The organism is Enterobacter sp. BWH64 (assembly GCF_001037645.1).
Classification (GTDB): domain Bacteria; phylum Pseudomonadota; class Gammaproteobacteria; order Enterobacterales; family Enterobacteriaceae; genus Enterobacter; species Enterobacter hormaechei_C.
The window spans coordinates 1,256,223-1,269,945 of the sequence record NZ_KQ089922.1; the positions used below are offsets into that span (position 1 = coordinate 1,256,223).

The 13,723-nt window shown below is 55.0% G+C and carries 13 protein-coding genes and 1 riboswitch; of the genes, 4 read left to right on the forward strand and 9 right to left on the reverse strand.

The annotated features are described in order from the left end of the window. Nucleotides 1-9: 9 nt before the first annotated feature. The 4 genes from thiQ to sgrR form a co-directional block, all read right to left on the reverse strand. Nucleotides 10-708, reverse strand: a complete 699-nt coding sequence (gene thiQ / locus SK50_RS05980; protein WP_017694525.1) for a thiamine ABC transporter ATP-binding protein ThiQ — start codon at nucleotides 706-708, stop codon at nucleotides 10-12. After that, on the reverse strand, nucleotides 692-2,302 hold the full coding sequence (gene thiP, locus SK50_RS05985) for a thiamine/thiamine pyrophosphate ABC transporter permease ThiP (RefSeq protein ID WP_023303073.1): 1,611 nt from the start codon (nucleotides 2,300-2,302) through the stop codon (nucleotides 692-694). Before thiP ends, thiQ begins: the two co-directional genes overlap by 17 nt. After that, nucleotides 2,278-3,261 (reverse strand): thiamine ABC transporter substrate binding subunit, encoded by a 984-nt coding sequence (gene thiB / locus SK50_RS05990; protein ID WP_048229193.1) that lies wholly within the window; start codon nucleotides 3,259-3,261, stop codon nucleotides 2,278-2,280. Before thiB ends, thiP begins: the two co-directional genes overlap by 25 nt. A 31-nt stretch (nucleotides 3,262-3,292) precedes the next feature. Next, a riboswitch (TPP riboswitch) is annotated at nucleotides 3,293-3,393 on the reverse strand. Nucleotides 3,394-3,429: 36 nt separating this feature from the next. Beyond that, a complete protein-coding gene (gene sgrR / locus SK50_RS05995) occupies nucleotides 3,430-5,085 on the reverse strand; it encodes an HTH-type transcriptional regulator SgrR (protein WP_017694522.1) in 1,656 nt (551 codons plus the stop codon). An 88-nt stretch (nucleotides 5,086-5,173) separates the two neighbouring features. Here sgrR and sgrT point away from each other — a divergent pair, with 88 nt between their 5' ends. The 3 genes from sgrT to SK50_RS06010 all read left to right on the forward strand — a co-directional run bounded on the left by sgrT (nucleotide 5,174) and on the right by SK50_RS06010 (nucleotide 6,994). Beyond that, nucleotides 5,174-5,326: a glucose uptake inhibitor SgrT gene (gene sgrT, locus SK50_RS06000; RefSeq protein ID WP_003856388.1), complete on the forward strand. Its 153-nt coding sequence runs from the start codon at nucleotides 5,174-5,176 to the stop codon at nucleotides 5,324-5,326. A gap of 121 nt (nucleotides 5,327-5,447) precedes the next feature. Then, nucleotides 5,448-6,626: a sugar efflux transporter gene (locus SK50_RS06005; protein WP_015572661.1), complete on the forward strand. Its 1,179-nt coding sequence runs from the start codon at nucleotides 5,448-5,450 to the stop codon at nucleotides 6,624-6,626. 215 nt (nucleotides 6,627-6,841) lie between these two features. Beyond that, nucleotides 6,842-6,994: a Hok/Gef family protein gene (locus SK50_RS06010; protein ID WP_010427008.1), complete on the forward strand. Its 153-nt coding sequence runs from the start codon at nucleotides 6,842-6,844 to the stop codon at nucleotides 6,992-6,994. Between the two features lie 91 nt (nucleotides 6,995-7,085). Here the strand turns inward: SK50_RS06010 and leuD are convergent, their stop codons facing one another. The 5 genes from leuD to leuL all read right to left on the reverse strand — a co-directional run bounded on the left by leuD (nucleotide 7,086) and on the right by leuL (nucleotide 11,945). Continuing rightward, entirely contained in the window at nucleotides 7,086-7,691 is a 606-nt protein-coding gene (gene leuD / locus SK50_RS06015; protein WP_015572662.1) for a 3-isopropylmalate dehydratase small subunit, read from the reverse strand. Between the two features lie 10 nt (nucleotides 7,692-7,701). After that, nucleotides 7,702-9,102, reverse strand: a complete 1,401-nt coding sequence (gene leuC, locus SK50_RS06020) for a 3-isopropylmalate dehydratase large subunit (RefSeq protein ID WP_015572663.1) — start codon at nucleotides 9,100-9,102, stop codon at nucleotides 7,702-7,704. 2 nt (nucleotides 9,103-9,104) lie between these two features. Then, complete coding sequence (gene leuB, locus SK50_RS06025; RefSeq protein ID WP_017694521.1) at nucleotides 9,105-10,196, reverse strand: 3-isopropylmalate dehydrogenase; 1,092 nt, start codon at nucleotides 10,194-10,196, stop codon at nucleotides 9,105-9,107. After that, nucleotides 10,196-11,767 carry a 2-isopropylmalate synthase gene (gene leuA, locus SK50_RS06030; RefSeq protein WP_017383789.1) on the reverse strand — a complete coding sequence of 524 codons (1,572 nt, stop codon included), beginning with the start codon at nucleotides 11,765-11,767 and terminating at the stop codon, nucleotides 10,196-10,198. Before leuA ends, leuB begins: the two co-directional genes overlap by 1 nt. A 91-nt stretch (nucleotides 11,768-11,858) precedes the next feature. Next, nucleotides 11,859-11,945, reverse strand: a complete 87-nt coding sequence (gene leuL / locus SK50_RS24270) for a leu operon leader peptide (protein ID WP_057979999.1) — start codon at nucleotides 11,943-11,945, stop codon at nucleotides 11,859-11,861. A 628-nt stretch (nucleotides 11,946-12,573) separates the two neighbouring features. Between leuL and leuO the strand changes: the two genes are divergently transcribed. Next, nucleotides 12,574-13,518, forward strand: a complete 945-nt coding sequence (gene leuO / locus SK50_RS06035) for a transcriptional regulator LeuO (RefSeq protein ID WP_017383788.1) — start codon at nucleotides 12,574-12,576, stop codon at nucleotides 13,516-13,518. Nucleotides 13,519-13,723 lie beyond the last annotated feature (205 nt).

Genomic DNA, 13,723 nt, shown 5'->3' on the forward strand with positions numbered 1-13,723 from the left:
TTGCCCGGCCTACGGTCTTATACCCAGTAATCCTGACGCGCTTTCTTTCCCGCTCATTAAGGCGTCGGTTGTTCCATCCCACAAAATACGTCCCTCCGCGATCACTACCGATCGCGGCGCGATGCGTGCGGCATCTTCGATGCTATGCGAAACCATCAGCATCGTCAGTTGCTCGCGCTCGCAAACCTCCTCAACCAGCGAGAGCATCTCCTGACGCAGGGCCGGGTCGAGCGCCGAAAAGGGTTCGTCGAGCAGCAGCAGCGGCTGCTTGCGCACCAGACAGCGTGCCAGCGCCACGCGCTGGCGCTGGCCGCCGGAAAGCTCACCCGGTAGTCTGTTGATAAACGCAGCCAGGCCCATTTGTTCGGCGATCGCCTCCAGCGTCTGACGCTGCGCAACACTGAGTTTTAACCCCGGATCCATACCCAGCGCGATGTTCTGCCACACCGTAAGATGATTGAACAGATTGTTTTCCTGAAACAGCATCGACACCGGGCGCTTAGCCGGCGGAGCGTAGGTATATTCGCCATTATCAATGACGATCGACCCGCTGGCAGGCTGCAAAAAACCGGCAATCAGATTGAGCAGGGTACTTTTTCCGGCCCCGCTGGGGCCAAGCACTGCGATTCGCTCTCCCTGACGAACGGAGAGGGTAAAACGCATTGGCAGGTGCTCATAAAGCCAGGTTACATCAGTCAGTTTTAACATCACGCCCCGGAAGTTTTTCGATAACGGTAAATAACGCAAAGCACAGCACCAGCAGTAAAAGTGCCGTGACGGCGCCGTCCTGGCTACGATAGGAGCCAATTTGCTGATAAAGCCAGAACGGCAGCGTGCGGAAATCCTCGTTGCCAAAGAGGGCCACAACGCCAAAATCGCCAATCGACAGCACGCAGGCAAACGCCAGCGCCTGAGCCAGCGGACGCTTTAGCGCGCGCAGTTCGACCACCTTCAGACGCTTCCAGCCCTGCATGCCCAGCGACTGACACAGCAAACTGTAGCGGCTGTTGACGTCGCGCATCGGGTTTTCCAGCACCTTGAGCGCGTAAGGGATAGCCATCAGCGCGTTGGTAAAAATGACGATGCCGTCGGCGCTTTCCGGCAGGCCGATGGTGCTGTTGAACAGTAAAAAGAATCCGGTCGCCAGCACAATACCCGGCATCGCCAGGATCAGCATACCCGTCAGTTCCAGCGCGTGTCCGGCTTTACAGGCATGACGCGCGTACAGCTCGCGGCTGCTCCAGAGCAGCATCATGGTCAGGATCACGCACAGCAGCCCGGCTGCCAGCGCGATGCGCAATGAGGTCCACGTCGCCTGCCACAGGACAGGCTGTTGCAGTACCGACAACACATTGCGATTCAGGCCATCAACGATAACGGCCAGCAGCGGGGGCAGCAGAAGCAGGAGGGCCAGCGCGATCAGCATAAAATCCGCGACGCGGCTGTGCAGGCTGTCCTGCGGATCGCGCCAGCCTGTCAAGTGATTGCTGCCTGTGGGGATCGCTTTACTCAGCCGCTGGCTGAGTAACACCAGCGCCAGGCAGCAGACCATCTGCACCATCGCCAGCAGCGCGGCGCGGCCCGGATCGTAGTCGTAACTTAAGGCCTGATAGATCGCCAGCTCAATGGTGGTGGCCTGCGGCCCGCCGCCGAGAGAAAGCACGGTCGCGAAGCTGGCGAAGCAGAGCATAAAGATTAGCGCGGCCACCGGGGCAATCTGGCGTCGCAGCCACGGCCATTCGACAAAGCGGAAGAACGACCAGCCGCGCATGCCAAGCTGGGCGGCAATCTGACGCTGCTCACCGGGAATGTTTTCCAGCGCCTGTAAAAAGAGGCGCGTCGCCATCGGCATATTGAAAAAAATATGCGCCAGCAGAATGCCTTTCAGGCCGTAAGGGGAGAAGGTCCATTCCAGACCAAGCAGGTTGAAGAGGGATGCCAGCCAGCCCTGTCGACCGTAGACGCTCAGAATGCCGAACACCGCCACCAGCACGGGCAGGATCAGCGTCATCGCGCACAGCCGCAGCAGGGCAAGCCTGCCGGGGAAACGTCTGCGATAGAGGGCGCGTGCAAGGAAAATGGCCGGGATCGTCGACAGCAGCGCGGAGAGAAACGCCTGCCAGAAGGAGAAACGGATGACGTGCCAGAGATAGCTGTCGTGCCAGAGGGCGAGCAGATCGCTCTCTGGCGCGTTAAACCACAGCGCAAGGAATGCACCCAGGCTGACGACCACCATCAGTATGGCGGCGAGCAGCCCGGGAACTAACCAGCCGGGGATCAGCGGCTGACGGCGCGTTGCCATTCACTAATCCATGCGGCGCGCTGGGCGGCAACCTGCTGCGGCGTAAATTCCAGTGAGGTTTGCGGCTTGTTTAGCTGCTCAAAGCCTGCCGGCAGCGCAACGTCAGTGACCGGGTACATCCAGTTTCCTGTCGGAATAGCATTCTGGAATGCCGGGGAGACCATAAATTTCAGGAATTTTTCGGCAAGCTCCGGCTGTTTGCTCGCGGCGGTGCGGGCGGCTACTTCCACCTGCAAATAATGCCCTTCAGCAAAGTTCGCGGCGGCGTAGTTATCCTTCTTCTCGGCGATAATGTGGTAGGCCGGAGAGGTAGTGTAGCTCAGCACCAGATCGCTTTCGCCTTTCAGGAACAGGCCGTAGGCTTCGCTCCAGCCTTTGGTGACGGTAACGGTTTTCGCGGCCAGCTTCTGCCACGCTTCCGGCGTTTTATCCCCGTAGACTTTCTGCATCCACAATAGCAGCCCCAGACCCGGCGTGCTGGTACGCGGATCTTCATAAATTACGCGCCATTTCTGGTCACTTTCGACCAGCTCTTTCAGGCTTTTGGGCGGATTCTTCAGCTTGTTTTTATCGTAGACAAACGCAAAGTAGCCGTAATCAAAGGGAACGAAGGTGTCGCTTTTCCAGCCGCCCGGTACGTTGACGGCATCTGACGCCACACCGCTTTTGGCGAACAGTCTGGTTTGGGTGGCGGCTTCCAGCAGGTTGTTATCCAGCCCGAGCACCACGTCGGCTTTGCTGTTTTTGCCTTCCATGCGCAGACGGTTGAGCAGCGAGACGCCATCTTCCAGCGCCACGAATTTCAGCTCGCAGTTGCAGTCGGCTTCAAAGGCTTTTTTAACCACCGGGCCGGGGCCCCAGTCGGCGGAGAAGGAGTCGTAGGTGTAGACCGTCAGAACGGGCTTAGCAAAAACAGGCAGCGCAAACAGCGCCAGCAGAGGAAGAACGTTTTTTAACACTTTGCACCTCAGGGTTGAGTGGCAAAGGATTTTGAGAGACAGCCTCAAATCCCTTCGCCGGCGTTATCCGGATCAGGTTCGACGGGTATTATCTCAGCGCACATCAGTGATGCAGCACCCCGTTGAGAACGGCGCTATTGTAATGATTTGGTGAATATTACGAAAGCGTTATGGCTCCGGCGGCGCAAACCAGGCGGATTTAAAATCAAACCAGCCGAGGGTATTCATCCGCAGGCCGCGCATGCTGCGCTGCCCCTGGATCAGCAGCCAGTGGTGAATCAGCGGTACGATCGTCTGCCCGGTCAGTAATTCCTGACACCAGGCGGCCAGATCCATTTCTCCCGCCCGCCACCGCGCGGCGTCCTGCTGCCAGTCCCGGTTGATACAGTGCTGAATCAGGGGCACCTCGTACAGGTGAGAAAAGAGCGAGAAATCAAGCGGCAGCGTAAAGTTTGCGCTGTTGAGCCAGATATCGCTGATGACGTCTCCGCGATGCCATTCATCATAATCGACTTCCTGTATCGCCAGCGTCACGCCTTCGGCTGCCAGCAGCGTGCTCATGATCCTCGCCAGAAAACGATGCTCAATGTGATCGCGATAGTAGCTGAGGGTGATGGTCTCCAGTCCGGCAGGCTTTTCGCTGCGGACGGGCTGCGCATGGTGCCAGCGTGGGAGCAGGCCATAGGCCGGGAACCACCAGGTCTGGTATTGCTCCTCTGCGTGATAAATCAGGTTAGCGGGCGCCAGAATATGGCTTATCCACCTGCGGACGTCGTGGTTTGCCCCGCGATGGCTGCGGCTATCAAAGAGCAGGTAGTAGCAGCCCTCCTCCAGGCGGCTTTCGAACGCCTTTTCACCGGCTGTTGGCCCTTCCAGGGTCAGGCCTGCGCTCAGCTCTTCGTTGAGATCCGGTAACACCCAGACGTTCACTTCGTCGATCAACGCCCTATAGCCAAAGTAATCATCAAAGGCGCGGATCTTCAGCTGATTACTGTTATTTCGTGTAACGGAGTAGGGGCCCGTACCAATCGGCTGGCTGGAAAAATTGTTCAGGGAGCGCCACTCGGCAGGCAGGATCATTGATGGCACGTAGCCCAGAAGCCACGGAAGCCATTTGTCCGGCTGCGAAAGCTCAATATCCAGCGTCCAGGCCGTTGGAGAGTGGATCCGTGCGATATGCGAATAGAGCGGCAGCGTGCGGGCGCGCTCTAAAGAGGCGATAACGTCGCGCATCTCCAGCTCGCGTCCATGGTGGAAATGAATGCCGGGGCGTAGAAAGAAGCGCCAGTGCAGCGGAGACACCTGTTGCCAGTGATGGGCAATATCCGCTTCCAGTTCCCCGTTTTCCTCATTTATCCGCGTCAGGCCGCTGAAAATCTGCCGGGCCATGTGGGTTTCAGAGCGACGTAACGCCGTACCGGGCAACAGATTTTTCATTGGGCGGTAGTAAAGTACCCGCAGAATGTGGCGTCCCTGACGAAAGCTGCGTCCCAGATGCGAGACCAGCATCTGGCGCACGGCGGCTTTGTCGCCCACCAGCTGGACCAGCTGATCGATGCGGTCCTGCTCCAGCAGATCCTCCGCTCGCTGTTGCTGTAACGCCAGGCCGGTATAAAGGAAAGTCAGGCGCGAACGCTTGCCGCGTCCGGCTTCGGCCTCCCAGTTTAGCCAGCCCTGCTGCTGCATGGTATTAAGGAGCGTGCGCATATGACGCCGGGAGCAGTTGAGGAGCTCGGCCAGCTCGTTCAGCGTGGTCTCCTGCGATTGCCCCTCGCAGCACTGCCAGAGGCGGATAAATTGTTGTTGCAGACGACCGGAAGGCATAAAAGGGGAACTCCTGACAAAAAATCAGCAATTTATTAATCCCTATATTAAGCCAATAATCCTTTTCGATGAAGCGAGGAGGTAAATTATGAAGAGGTCTACCGCACGTCAGTTTTATCAGCACTATTTTTCAGCGACAAAGGGAGTGTCCTGGCTGGCCCGCCAGTGCGCAGAGCAGCGGCTGAGAATACTGGAAGATCTGATGCAGTGGGACGTTACGAAACCGACCTCTTCTCGCTAACTCGCCTCGATCATGTGTGACTGAGTATTGGTGCTAATCACCCGCCAGCAAAATGTTTTTTGCTGGCTTTTTTCGTTTACTATTTCACCCAATTTCGATTCGCTTTCATAAGGACTTGCGCATGCTCTGGTTGATGACGATGGGGCGACGCCTGAATGGCGTGTACGCCGCTTTTATGCTGGTGGCCTTCATGATGGGTGTGGCCGGCGCGCTACAGGCGCCGACGTTGAGCCTGTTTCTCAGCCGCGAGGTGGGGGCGCAGCCGTTTTGGGTGGGTCTGTTCTACACCGTCAACGCCATTGCCGGGATCCTCGTCAGCCTGTGGCTGGCGAAACGATCCGACAGCCAGGGCGATCGCCGTAAGCTGATCCTCTTTTGTTGCGCCATGGCCGTGGGCAACGCGCTGCTGTTTGCCTTCAACCGCCATTACCTGACGCTCATTACCTGCGGCGTGCTGCTGGCCTCTCTGGCGAACACCGCGATGCCGCAACTGTTCGCCCTGGCCCGGGAGTACGCCGACAGCTCGGCGAGGGAAGTGGTGATGTTCAGCTCGGTGATGCGTGCGCAGCTCTCTCTCGCGTGGGTCATCGGTCCGCCGCTGGCGTTTATGCTGGCGCTGAACTACGGCTTCACCACCATGTTTTCCATCGCGGCGGGGATTTTTGTCATCAGCCTGGCGCTGATAGCCTTTGCGCTGCCATCGGTGGCGCGCGTAGAGCAGGTGACGGACAAGCCCATCACGCAGGTGAGCGGCTGGCAGGATAAAAACGTCCGCATGTTGTTTATCGCCTCCACGCTGATGTGGACCTGCAACACCATGTACATTATTGATATGCCGCTGTGGATCAGCAGCGATCTGGGACTGCCCGACAAGCTCGCGGGTATTCTGATGGGCACCGCTGCCGGGCTGGAGATCCCGGCGATGATTCTGGCGGGTTACTACGTCAAACGTTTCGGAAAGCGTCGGATGATGGTCGTCGCCGTGGCGGCCGGGGTACTGTTCTACGCGGGGCTGATCCTGTTCCATTCGCGTGAAGCCTTGCTGGCTTTACAGCTGTTTAACGCGGTGTTTATCGGAATCGTTGCCGGGATAGGCATGCTCTGGTTCCAGGATTTAATGCCGGGGCGCGCAGGCTCCGCGACCACGCTGTTTACCAACAGTATCTCTACCGGCGTGATTCTGGCAGGGGTGATTCAGGGGGCACTGTCGCAAAGCTATGGGCATGCATCCGTGTACTGGGTGATCGCAGCGATTTCGCTCGTCACGCTGATGCTGACGTGCCGGGTAAAAGACGTTTGATTCTGGAAGGCGGCTTCACGAAATGAAACGATTTTCTGACAGGCGCAGAGAAGGCGCATAGAGTGCGTGACGGGTGCTTGAGGCTGTTTGCCTCAGGCTTTCGCAAGAGGCAAACAGTGGAGAGTCCCACATCAAAAAACTGATGGGGAGACCAACTTCACAACCAACATTGCGAGGTTAGTCTCTTCATTGCCGAAAAGCAATAAGGAGGCTGAATGCCAAAACGTACTCTGCTGTTAGGTTTGTTTCTGATCTGTACGACGCTGTTGATCTTCACCTGGATGGTGCGCGACTCGCTGTGTGAGCTGCACTTCAGACAGGAGAAAACAGAGCTGGCGGCAGTGTTGGCTTACGAAGCAAAACGTTAGCAGTATTGGCGGGGAGTTTTCCCCGCCACTCCAGAGTGGTTGAGCCTCAACGCACCCTTATCAATGGCCCGCGCCCTGCGGGCCATTGCCTTTAACCCATAAACGCAGGCTGTTTTTTCTCGTAAGCGGAGATAGCCTCTTCGTGTTGCAGCGTCAGGCCAATGCTATCCAGACCGTTCAGCATGCAGTGGCGGCGGAACGCATCAATGCTGAAGCTGTAGATCTTATCCCCGGCTTTCACCACTTCCGCTTCCAGATCCACCTCAAACGAAATCCCCGGATTCGCCTGCACCAGCGCAAACAGTTCATCGACCTGTTCGTCACTCAGCGTCACCGGCAGCAGCTGGTTGTTGAAGCTGTTGCCGTAGAAGATATCCGCGAAGCTCGGGGCGATAACCACCTTAAAGCCGTAGTCGGTTAATGCCCAGGGCGCATGTTCACGCGACGATCCGCAGCCAAAGTTTTCCCGCGCCAGCAAAATGGAGGCGCCTTTGTATTCCGGAAAGTTCAGGACGAATTCCGGGTTCGGCACTTCGCCTTTATCGTCGAGGAAACGCCAGTCGTTGAACAGATGCGCACCAAAACCCGTGCGCGTCACTTTCTGCAAAAACTGCTTAGGAATGATCGCGTCAGTATCGACGTTAGCGGCGTCCAGAGGGACAACCCGGCCCGTATGTTGGGTAAATTTCTCTGCCATGATTGTCTCCTTATTTCAGGCTGCGAATATCGGCGAAATGACCGGTGACTGCCGCAGCGGCGGCCATTGCCGGGCTGACCAGGTGGGTGCGCCCACCGCGGCCCTGACGGCCTTCAAAGTTACGGTTGCTGGTGGAAGCACAGCGCTCGCCCGGATTCAGGCGGTCGTTGTTCATCGCCAGACACATGGAGCAACCCGGCAGGCGCCACTCGAAGCCTGCTTCGATAAAGATCTTATCCAGACCCTCCGCTTCCGCCTGGGCTTTCACCGGACCGGAGCCTGGCACAACCAGCGCCTGCACGCCCGGCGCCACTTTGCGGCCTTTAGCGATTTCTGCCGCAGCGCGTAAATCTTCAATACGGGAGTTGGTACAGGAGCCAATGAATACTTTATCAATGCTCACGTCGGTCAGCGGTACGCCGGGTTTCAGCCCCATGTAAGCCAGCGCTTTTTCCGCACTGGCACGTTCGACCGGATCGGCAAAGGAGGCCGGGTCAGGAATACTGTCGTTGACGGAAATCACCTGGCCCGGGTTGGTGCCCCAGGTGACCTGCGGGGCGATTTCTTCCGCCTGTAACGTCACAACGGTATCAAAAATTGCCCCCTCGTCCGTTTTCAGGGTTTTCCAGTACGCTACCGCGTCGTCAAAATTCTGACCTTTCGGCGCATGCAGACGCCCCTTCACATAGTTGAAGGTGGTTTCGTCTGGGGCCACCAGGCCTGCTTTGGCGCCCATCTCAATGGCCATGTTGCACAGGGTCATACGACCTTCAATGCTCAGCGCCTGGATAGCGTCGCCGCAGAATTCCACGACGTGACCGGTGCCGCCTGCGCTGCCGGTTTTGCCGATAATCGCCAGCACGATATCTTTCGCGGTGATACCCGGCGCAGCTTTACCCTTCACTTCAATCTTCATGGTTTTGGCGCGGCCCTGCTTCAGGGTCTGCGTCGCCAGAACGTGTTCAACTTCAGAGGTCCCAATCCCGAACGCCAGGGCGCCAAATGCGCCGTGCGTCGCGGTGTGGGAGTCACCGCAGACGATGGTCATGCCCGGCAGAGTAATCCCCTGCTCAGGCCCCATTACGTGGACGATGCCCTGATAGGGGTGGTTCAGATCGTACAGCTCCACGCCAAACTCGTTACAGTTCTTAATCAGCTCCTGCATCTGGATACGCGCCATCTCGCCAGATGCATTGATGTCTTTGGTCTGGGTGGAAACGTTGTGATCCATCGTGGCAAAGGTTTTACCCGGCTGACGCACCGGGCGCTTATGCGCGCGCAGGCCGTCAAATGCCTGAGGAGAGGTCACTTCGTGTACCAGATGACGGTCGATGTACAACAGTGGGGTTTCGTTTGGTGCTTCGTAAACAACGTGCGCATCAAACAACTTCTCATATAACGTCTTAGCCATGATTACACCCCTTCAGCGACATAGCGGGCAATGATGTCGCCCATTTCATCGGTACTGACTGCCGCCGTGCCGCGTGCTAAATCACCGGTACGGACGCCTTCTTCTAATGCCCGGTTAATGGCGTTTTCAATTGCGGTTGCTGCATCGCCTGCATCCAGGCTGTAGCGCAGCAGCAGAGCCAGGGAGAGGATCTGCGCAATCGGGTTGGCGATGTTTTTACCTGCGATATCCGGCGCGGAGCCGCCCGCCGGTTCGTACAGGCCAAAGCCTTCTTCGTTCAGGCTGGCCGAGGGCAGCATGCCCATGGAGCCGGTGATCATCGCGCATTCATCCGAGAGAATATCGCCGAACAGGTTGGAGCACAGCAGCACGTCAAACTGGGACGGATCTTTAATCAGCTGCATCGTTGCGTTGTCGATATACATATGTGACAGCTCAACGTCCGGGTACTGCCTGGCAACTTCACTGACGATTTCGCGCCACAAAATAGACGACTGGAGCACGTTCGCTTTATCAATAGAGGTCACTTTACGGCGGCGTTTGCGCGCTGACTCAAACGCGATATGAGCGATACGTTCAATTTCAAAACGGTGATACACCTCGGTATCAAACGCTTTCTCATGCTGACCGCTGCCTTCGCGGCCTTTTGGCTGCCCGAAGTAGATCCCGCCGGTCAGCTCACGCACGCAGAGAATGTCGAAACCGTTGGCGGCGATATCGGCGCGCAGCGGGCAGAACTCTTCCAGCCCCGGGTACAGCTTCGCGGGACGCAGGTTGCTGAACAGTTTGAAGTGTTTACGCAGCGGCAGCAGCGCGCCGCGCTCTGGCTGCTCTGCTGGAGGCAGGTGTTCCCACTTAGGGCCACCCACTGAGCCAAACAGAACGGCATCGGCATTCTCGCAGCCTTCTACAGTCCCTTTCGGCAGGGGAGTACCGTGGTTATCAATGGCAATACCGCCCACGTCGTAGTGGCTGGTGGTAATTTTCATCGCAAAACGCGAACGAACGGCTTCCAGTACTTTCAGCGCCTGTGTCATCACTTCCGGGCCAATACCGTCACCCGGCAACACAGCAATATGGTAATTCTTCGACATCACACGGTTTCCTTGTTGTTCTCTTTATTCTGAGCTTTGCGTTGCAACTCTTTTTCGACTTCGGCTGCGCGCCAGATGTTGTTCAGGACATGCACCATCGCTTTCGCGGAGGATTCGACGATATCTGTCGCCAGACCCACACCGTGGAAGCGGCGACCGTTATAGTTGACGACGATATCAACCTGGCCCAGGGCGTCTTTACCGTGCCCTTTTGCCGTCAGGTCGTATTTCACCAGCTCTACGTCGTACTCAGTGACGCGGTTAATCGCCTGGTAAATGGCATCCACAGGGCCGTTACCGTTGGCGGCTTCCGCTTTAATTTCATCGCCGCAGGCCAGCTTGACGGAGGCGGTAGCGATATCACTTGAGCCTGACTGAACGGTGAAGTAGTCCAGACGGAAGTGTTCTGGCTCTTCCTGCTGTTTGTTGATGAATGCCAGCGCTTCCAGGTCGTAATCGAAGACCTGGCCTTTCTTGTCAGCCAGTTTCAGGAATGCGTCGTACAGCTGATCCATGTTGTAATCGCTGTCCTGATACCCCATCTCTTCCATACGGTGTTTCACCGCCGCGCGGCCAGAGCGCGAGGTCAGGTTCAGCTGAACCTGGTTCAGACCGATGGATTCCGGAGTCATGATTTCGTAGTTTTCACGGTTCTTCAGCACGCCATCCTGGTGAATACCGGAGGAGTGAGCGAACGCGCCAGTACCAACAATCGCCTTGTTCGCCGGGATCGGCATATTGCAAATCTGGCTCACGGTCTGGCTGGTGCGCCAGATTTCGTTGTGATTGATGCGAGTGTGTACGTTCATAATGTCTTTGCGCACCTTGATCGCCATGATCACTTCTTCCAGCGAGCAGTTGCCGGCGCGTTCACCAATGCCGTTCATTGCCCCTTCTACCTGACGCGCGCCGGCGTGGACGGCAGCGATGGCATTGCCCACAGCCAGACCCAAATCATCGTGGGTGTGAACAGAGATGATGGCTTTATCAATATTAGGTACGCGGTCGTACAGGCCGGTGATGATGTTAGAGAACTCAAACGGCATGGTGTAGCCGACGGTATCCGGGATGTTGATGGTTCTGGCTCCGGCATTAATCGCGGCTTCCACTACACGGGCCAAATCGTCAATCGGCGTGCGGCCTGCATCTTCACAGGAGAATTCGACGTCATCAGTATAGTTACGCGCGCGTTTAACCATATACACCGCACGTTCGATCACTTCATCCAGCGTGCTGCGCAGCTTGGTTGCAATGTGCATGGGGGAGGTGGCAATGAATGTATGGATACGGAAGGCTTCTGCAACTTTCAGGGATTCCGCGGCCACATCAATATCTTTCTCAACGCAGCGAGCCAGACCGCATACGCGGCTGTTTTTGATGGTGCGGGCGATGGTCTGTACTGACTCGAAATCACCCGGCGAGGAGACGGGAAAGCCGACTTCCATTACGTCTACACCCATGCGTTCGAGGGCCAGCGCAATTTGCAGTTTTTCTTTAACACTCAGGCTCGCCTGTAATGCCTGTTCACCGTCACGTAAAGTAGTATCGAAAATAACGACTTGCTGGCTCATGGGTTAGGTCCTTGTCAGTCTTAGGGCGCCTTGCTACGAGCATAAAAAAACCCGCGCAGTGGCGCGGGTTTTTAGTTTTACTGAAGACGATTCAACGCTGAATTTCGCCCGCCAGTCTACCGCGCACAGTGGATGCGTTTAGTAGTAGTAGACCGGTGAAACGAAGGGTGCGAATCATGAATCGTGCTCCAGATGAATGCGATATGCTTTTAGTGGTACTGGATACGCTGACTCATGTCAACCCCTCTCAGGCAAAACGGCCACTCAGCGCAGGATAAACACATTAGCTAATTGTGCTGGTTTTTACGCTGTTAACCGATTTAATTGTCTATTATTGGACTTGAGATTCATCTCTGGAATAATTTGAATATAATTGGTAGCAATTGAACACAGTATTTTTACCGATGTGCTGTGAAATGGAATGTGTTTTATTTCATTGAGTTATAAGTTCTATGAATGAATCATGGGCGGGAAAGTTATCAATATTGATATCATTTTGTTAATGAAATCGTGGTGTATGGCCTTCATAGTTTAATAATACTTAAGTTATTATTAACTAAGGCGGTGATTGTGTATTTGCCAGCTTTATGGTTTCATGCCTGCATTAAAGTTTTAGATATCATTTGAACGATTTTTAGCTCTTCATTCAGGGGATGCTTAATGGCATCTCTTGAATGAGGGTTCTTTATATATTCTGAATTTTAAATAATTTCCTTTCGCTTGTTGTATATGCATGGTAAATCATATTTTTCGAAGTTATTACTGTACTTTGGCAAAGGGAATTTAGCGTGACAGTGGAGTCAGAAATGCCAGAAAATAATATTAACCAACCACAGCCTTATGATGGGGTTAAGCCTCAGTTACGCACAGTGGATCTCAACCTGTTAACTGTATTTGATGCAGTTATGCAGGAGCAGAATATTACGCGAGCAGCGCAATCTCTGGGAATGTCTCAACCTGCCGTGAGTAATGCCGTAGCCAGACTTAAGGTGATGTTTAACGACGAGTTATTCGTCCGGTATGGAAGAGGTATCCAGCCCACGGCGCGTGCATTCCAGCTATTCGGTTCGATTCGTCAGGCGCTACAGCTGGTTCAAAATGAGCTTCCCGGCTCAGGGTTTGAACCTTTAAGCAGTGAGCGGGTTTTCCATCTCTGTGTTTGCAGTCCGTTAGACAATTATTTGACGTCTGTTATATATAATAAAGTTGAACAGATTGCTCCTAATATTCATCTCGTTTTTAAATCATCTTTAAATCAAAACACTGAGCACCAGCTTCGTTATCAGGAAACGGAGTTCGTTCTGGGCTACGAAGAGTTTCGCCGTCCAGAGTTTGCATGTGTTCCGTTGTTTAAAGATGAAATGGTGTTAGTCGCCAGCAAAAAACATCCACGCATGAATTCGCCGCTGCGTGAAAGCGATGTTTACAGCGAGCAGCATGCCGTTGTTGCTCTGGACAGATATGCTTCGTTCAGTCAGCCGTGGTATGACACTGCCGATAAACAAGCCAGCGTGGCCTATCAGGGGATGGCGATGGTCAGCGTTTTAAATGTCGTTTCTCAGACGCAGCTAGTCGCTATTGCACCGCGCTGGCTTGCTGAAGAGTTCTCCGATTCGCTGAGCCTGCAAATTTTACCTCTGCCGCTCAAGCTGAATAGTCGTACCTGTTATCTTTCCTGGCATGAAGCGGCGGGGCGGGATAAAGGGCATCAGTGGATGGAAGAGTTGCTGATCAATATTTGTCGTCGATAAGTCAGGGTGAATAAACCGCATGGTGCCATGCGGTTTATTCTGTGATTTTTTATGCAGGCAATATTTTGTTCTGTGCGCATTTTTTCAGACGCTCAGGGCGGCTTAAAAATAGATGATTTCCTGATCCATCCTCTTTTTAAGAGATGAATTATTAGCGTCTCCCCTCATACCAGACGAATTCACCATATTCGTGTCTGACAGCTAT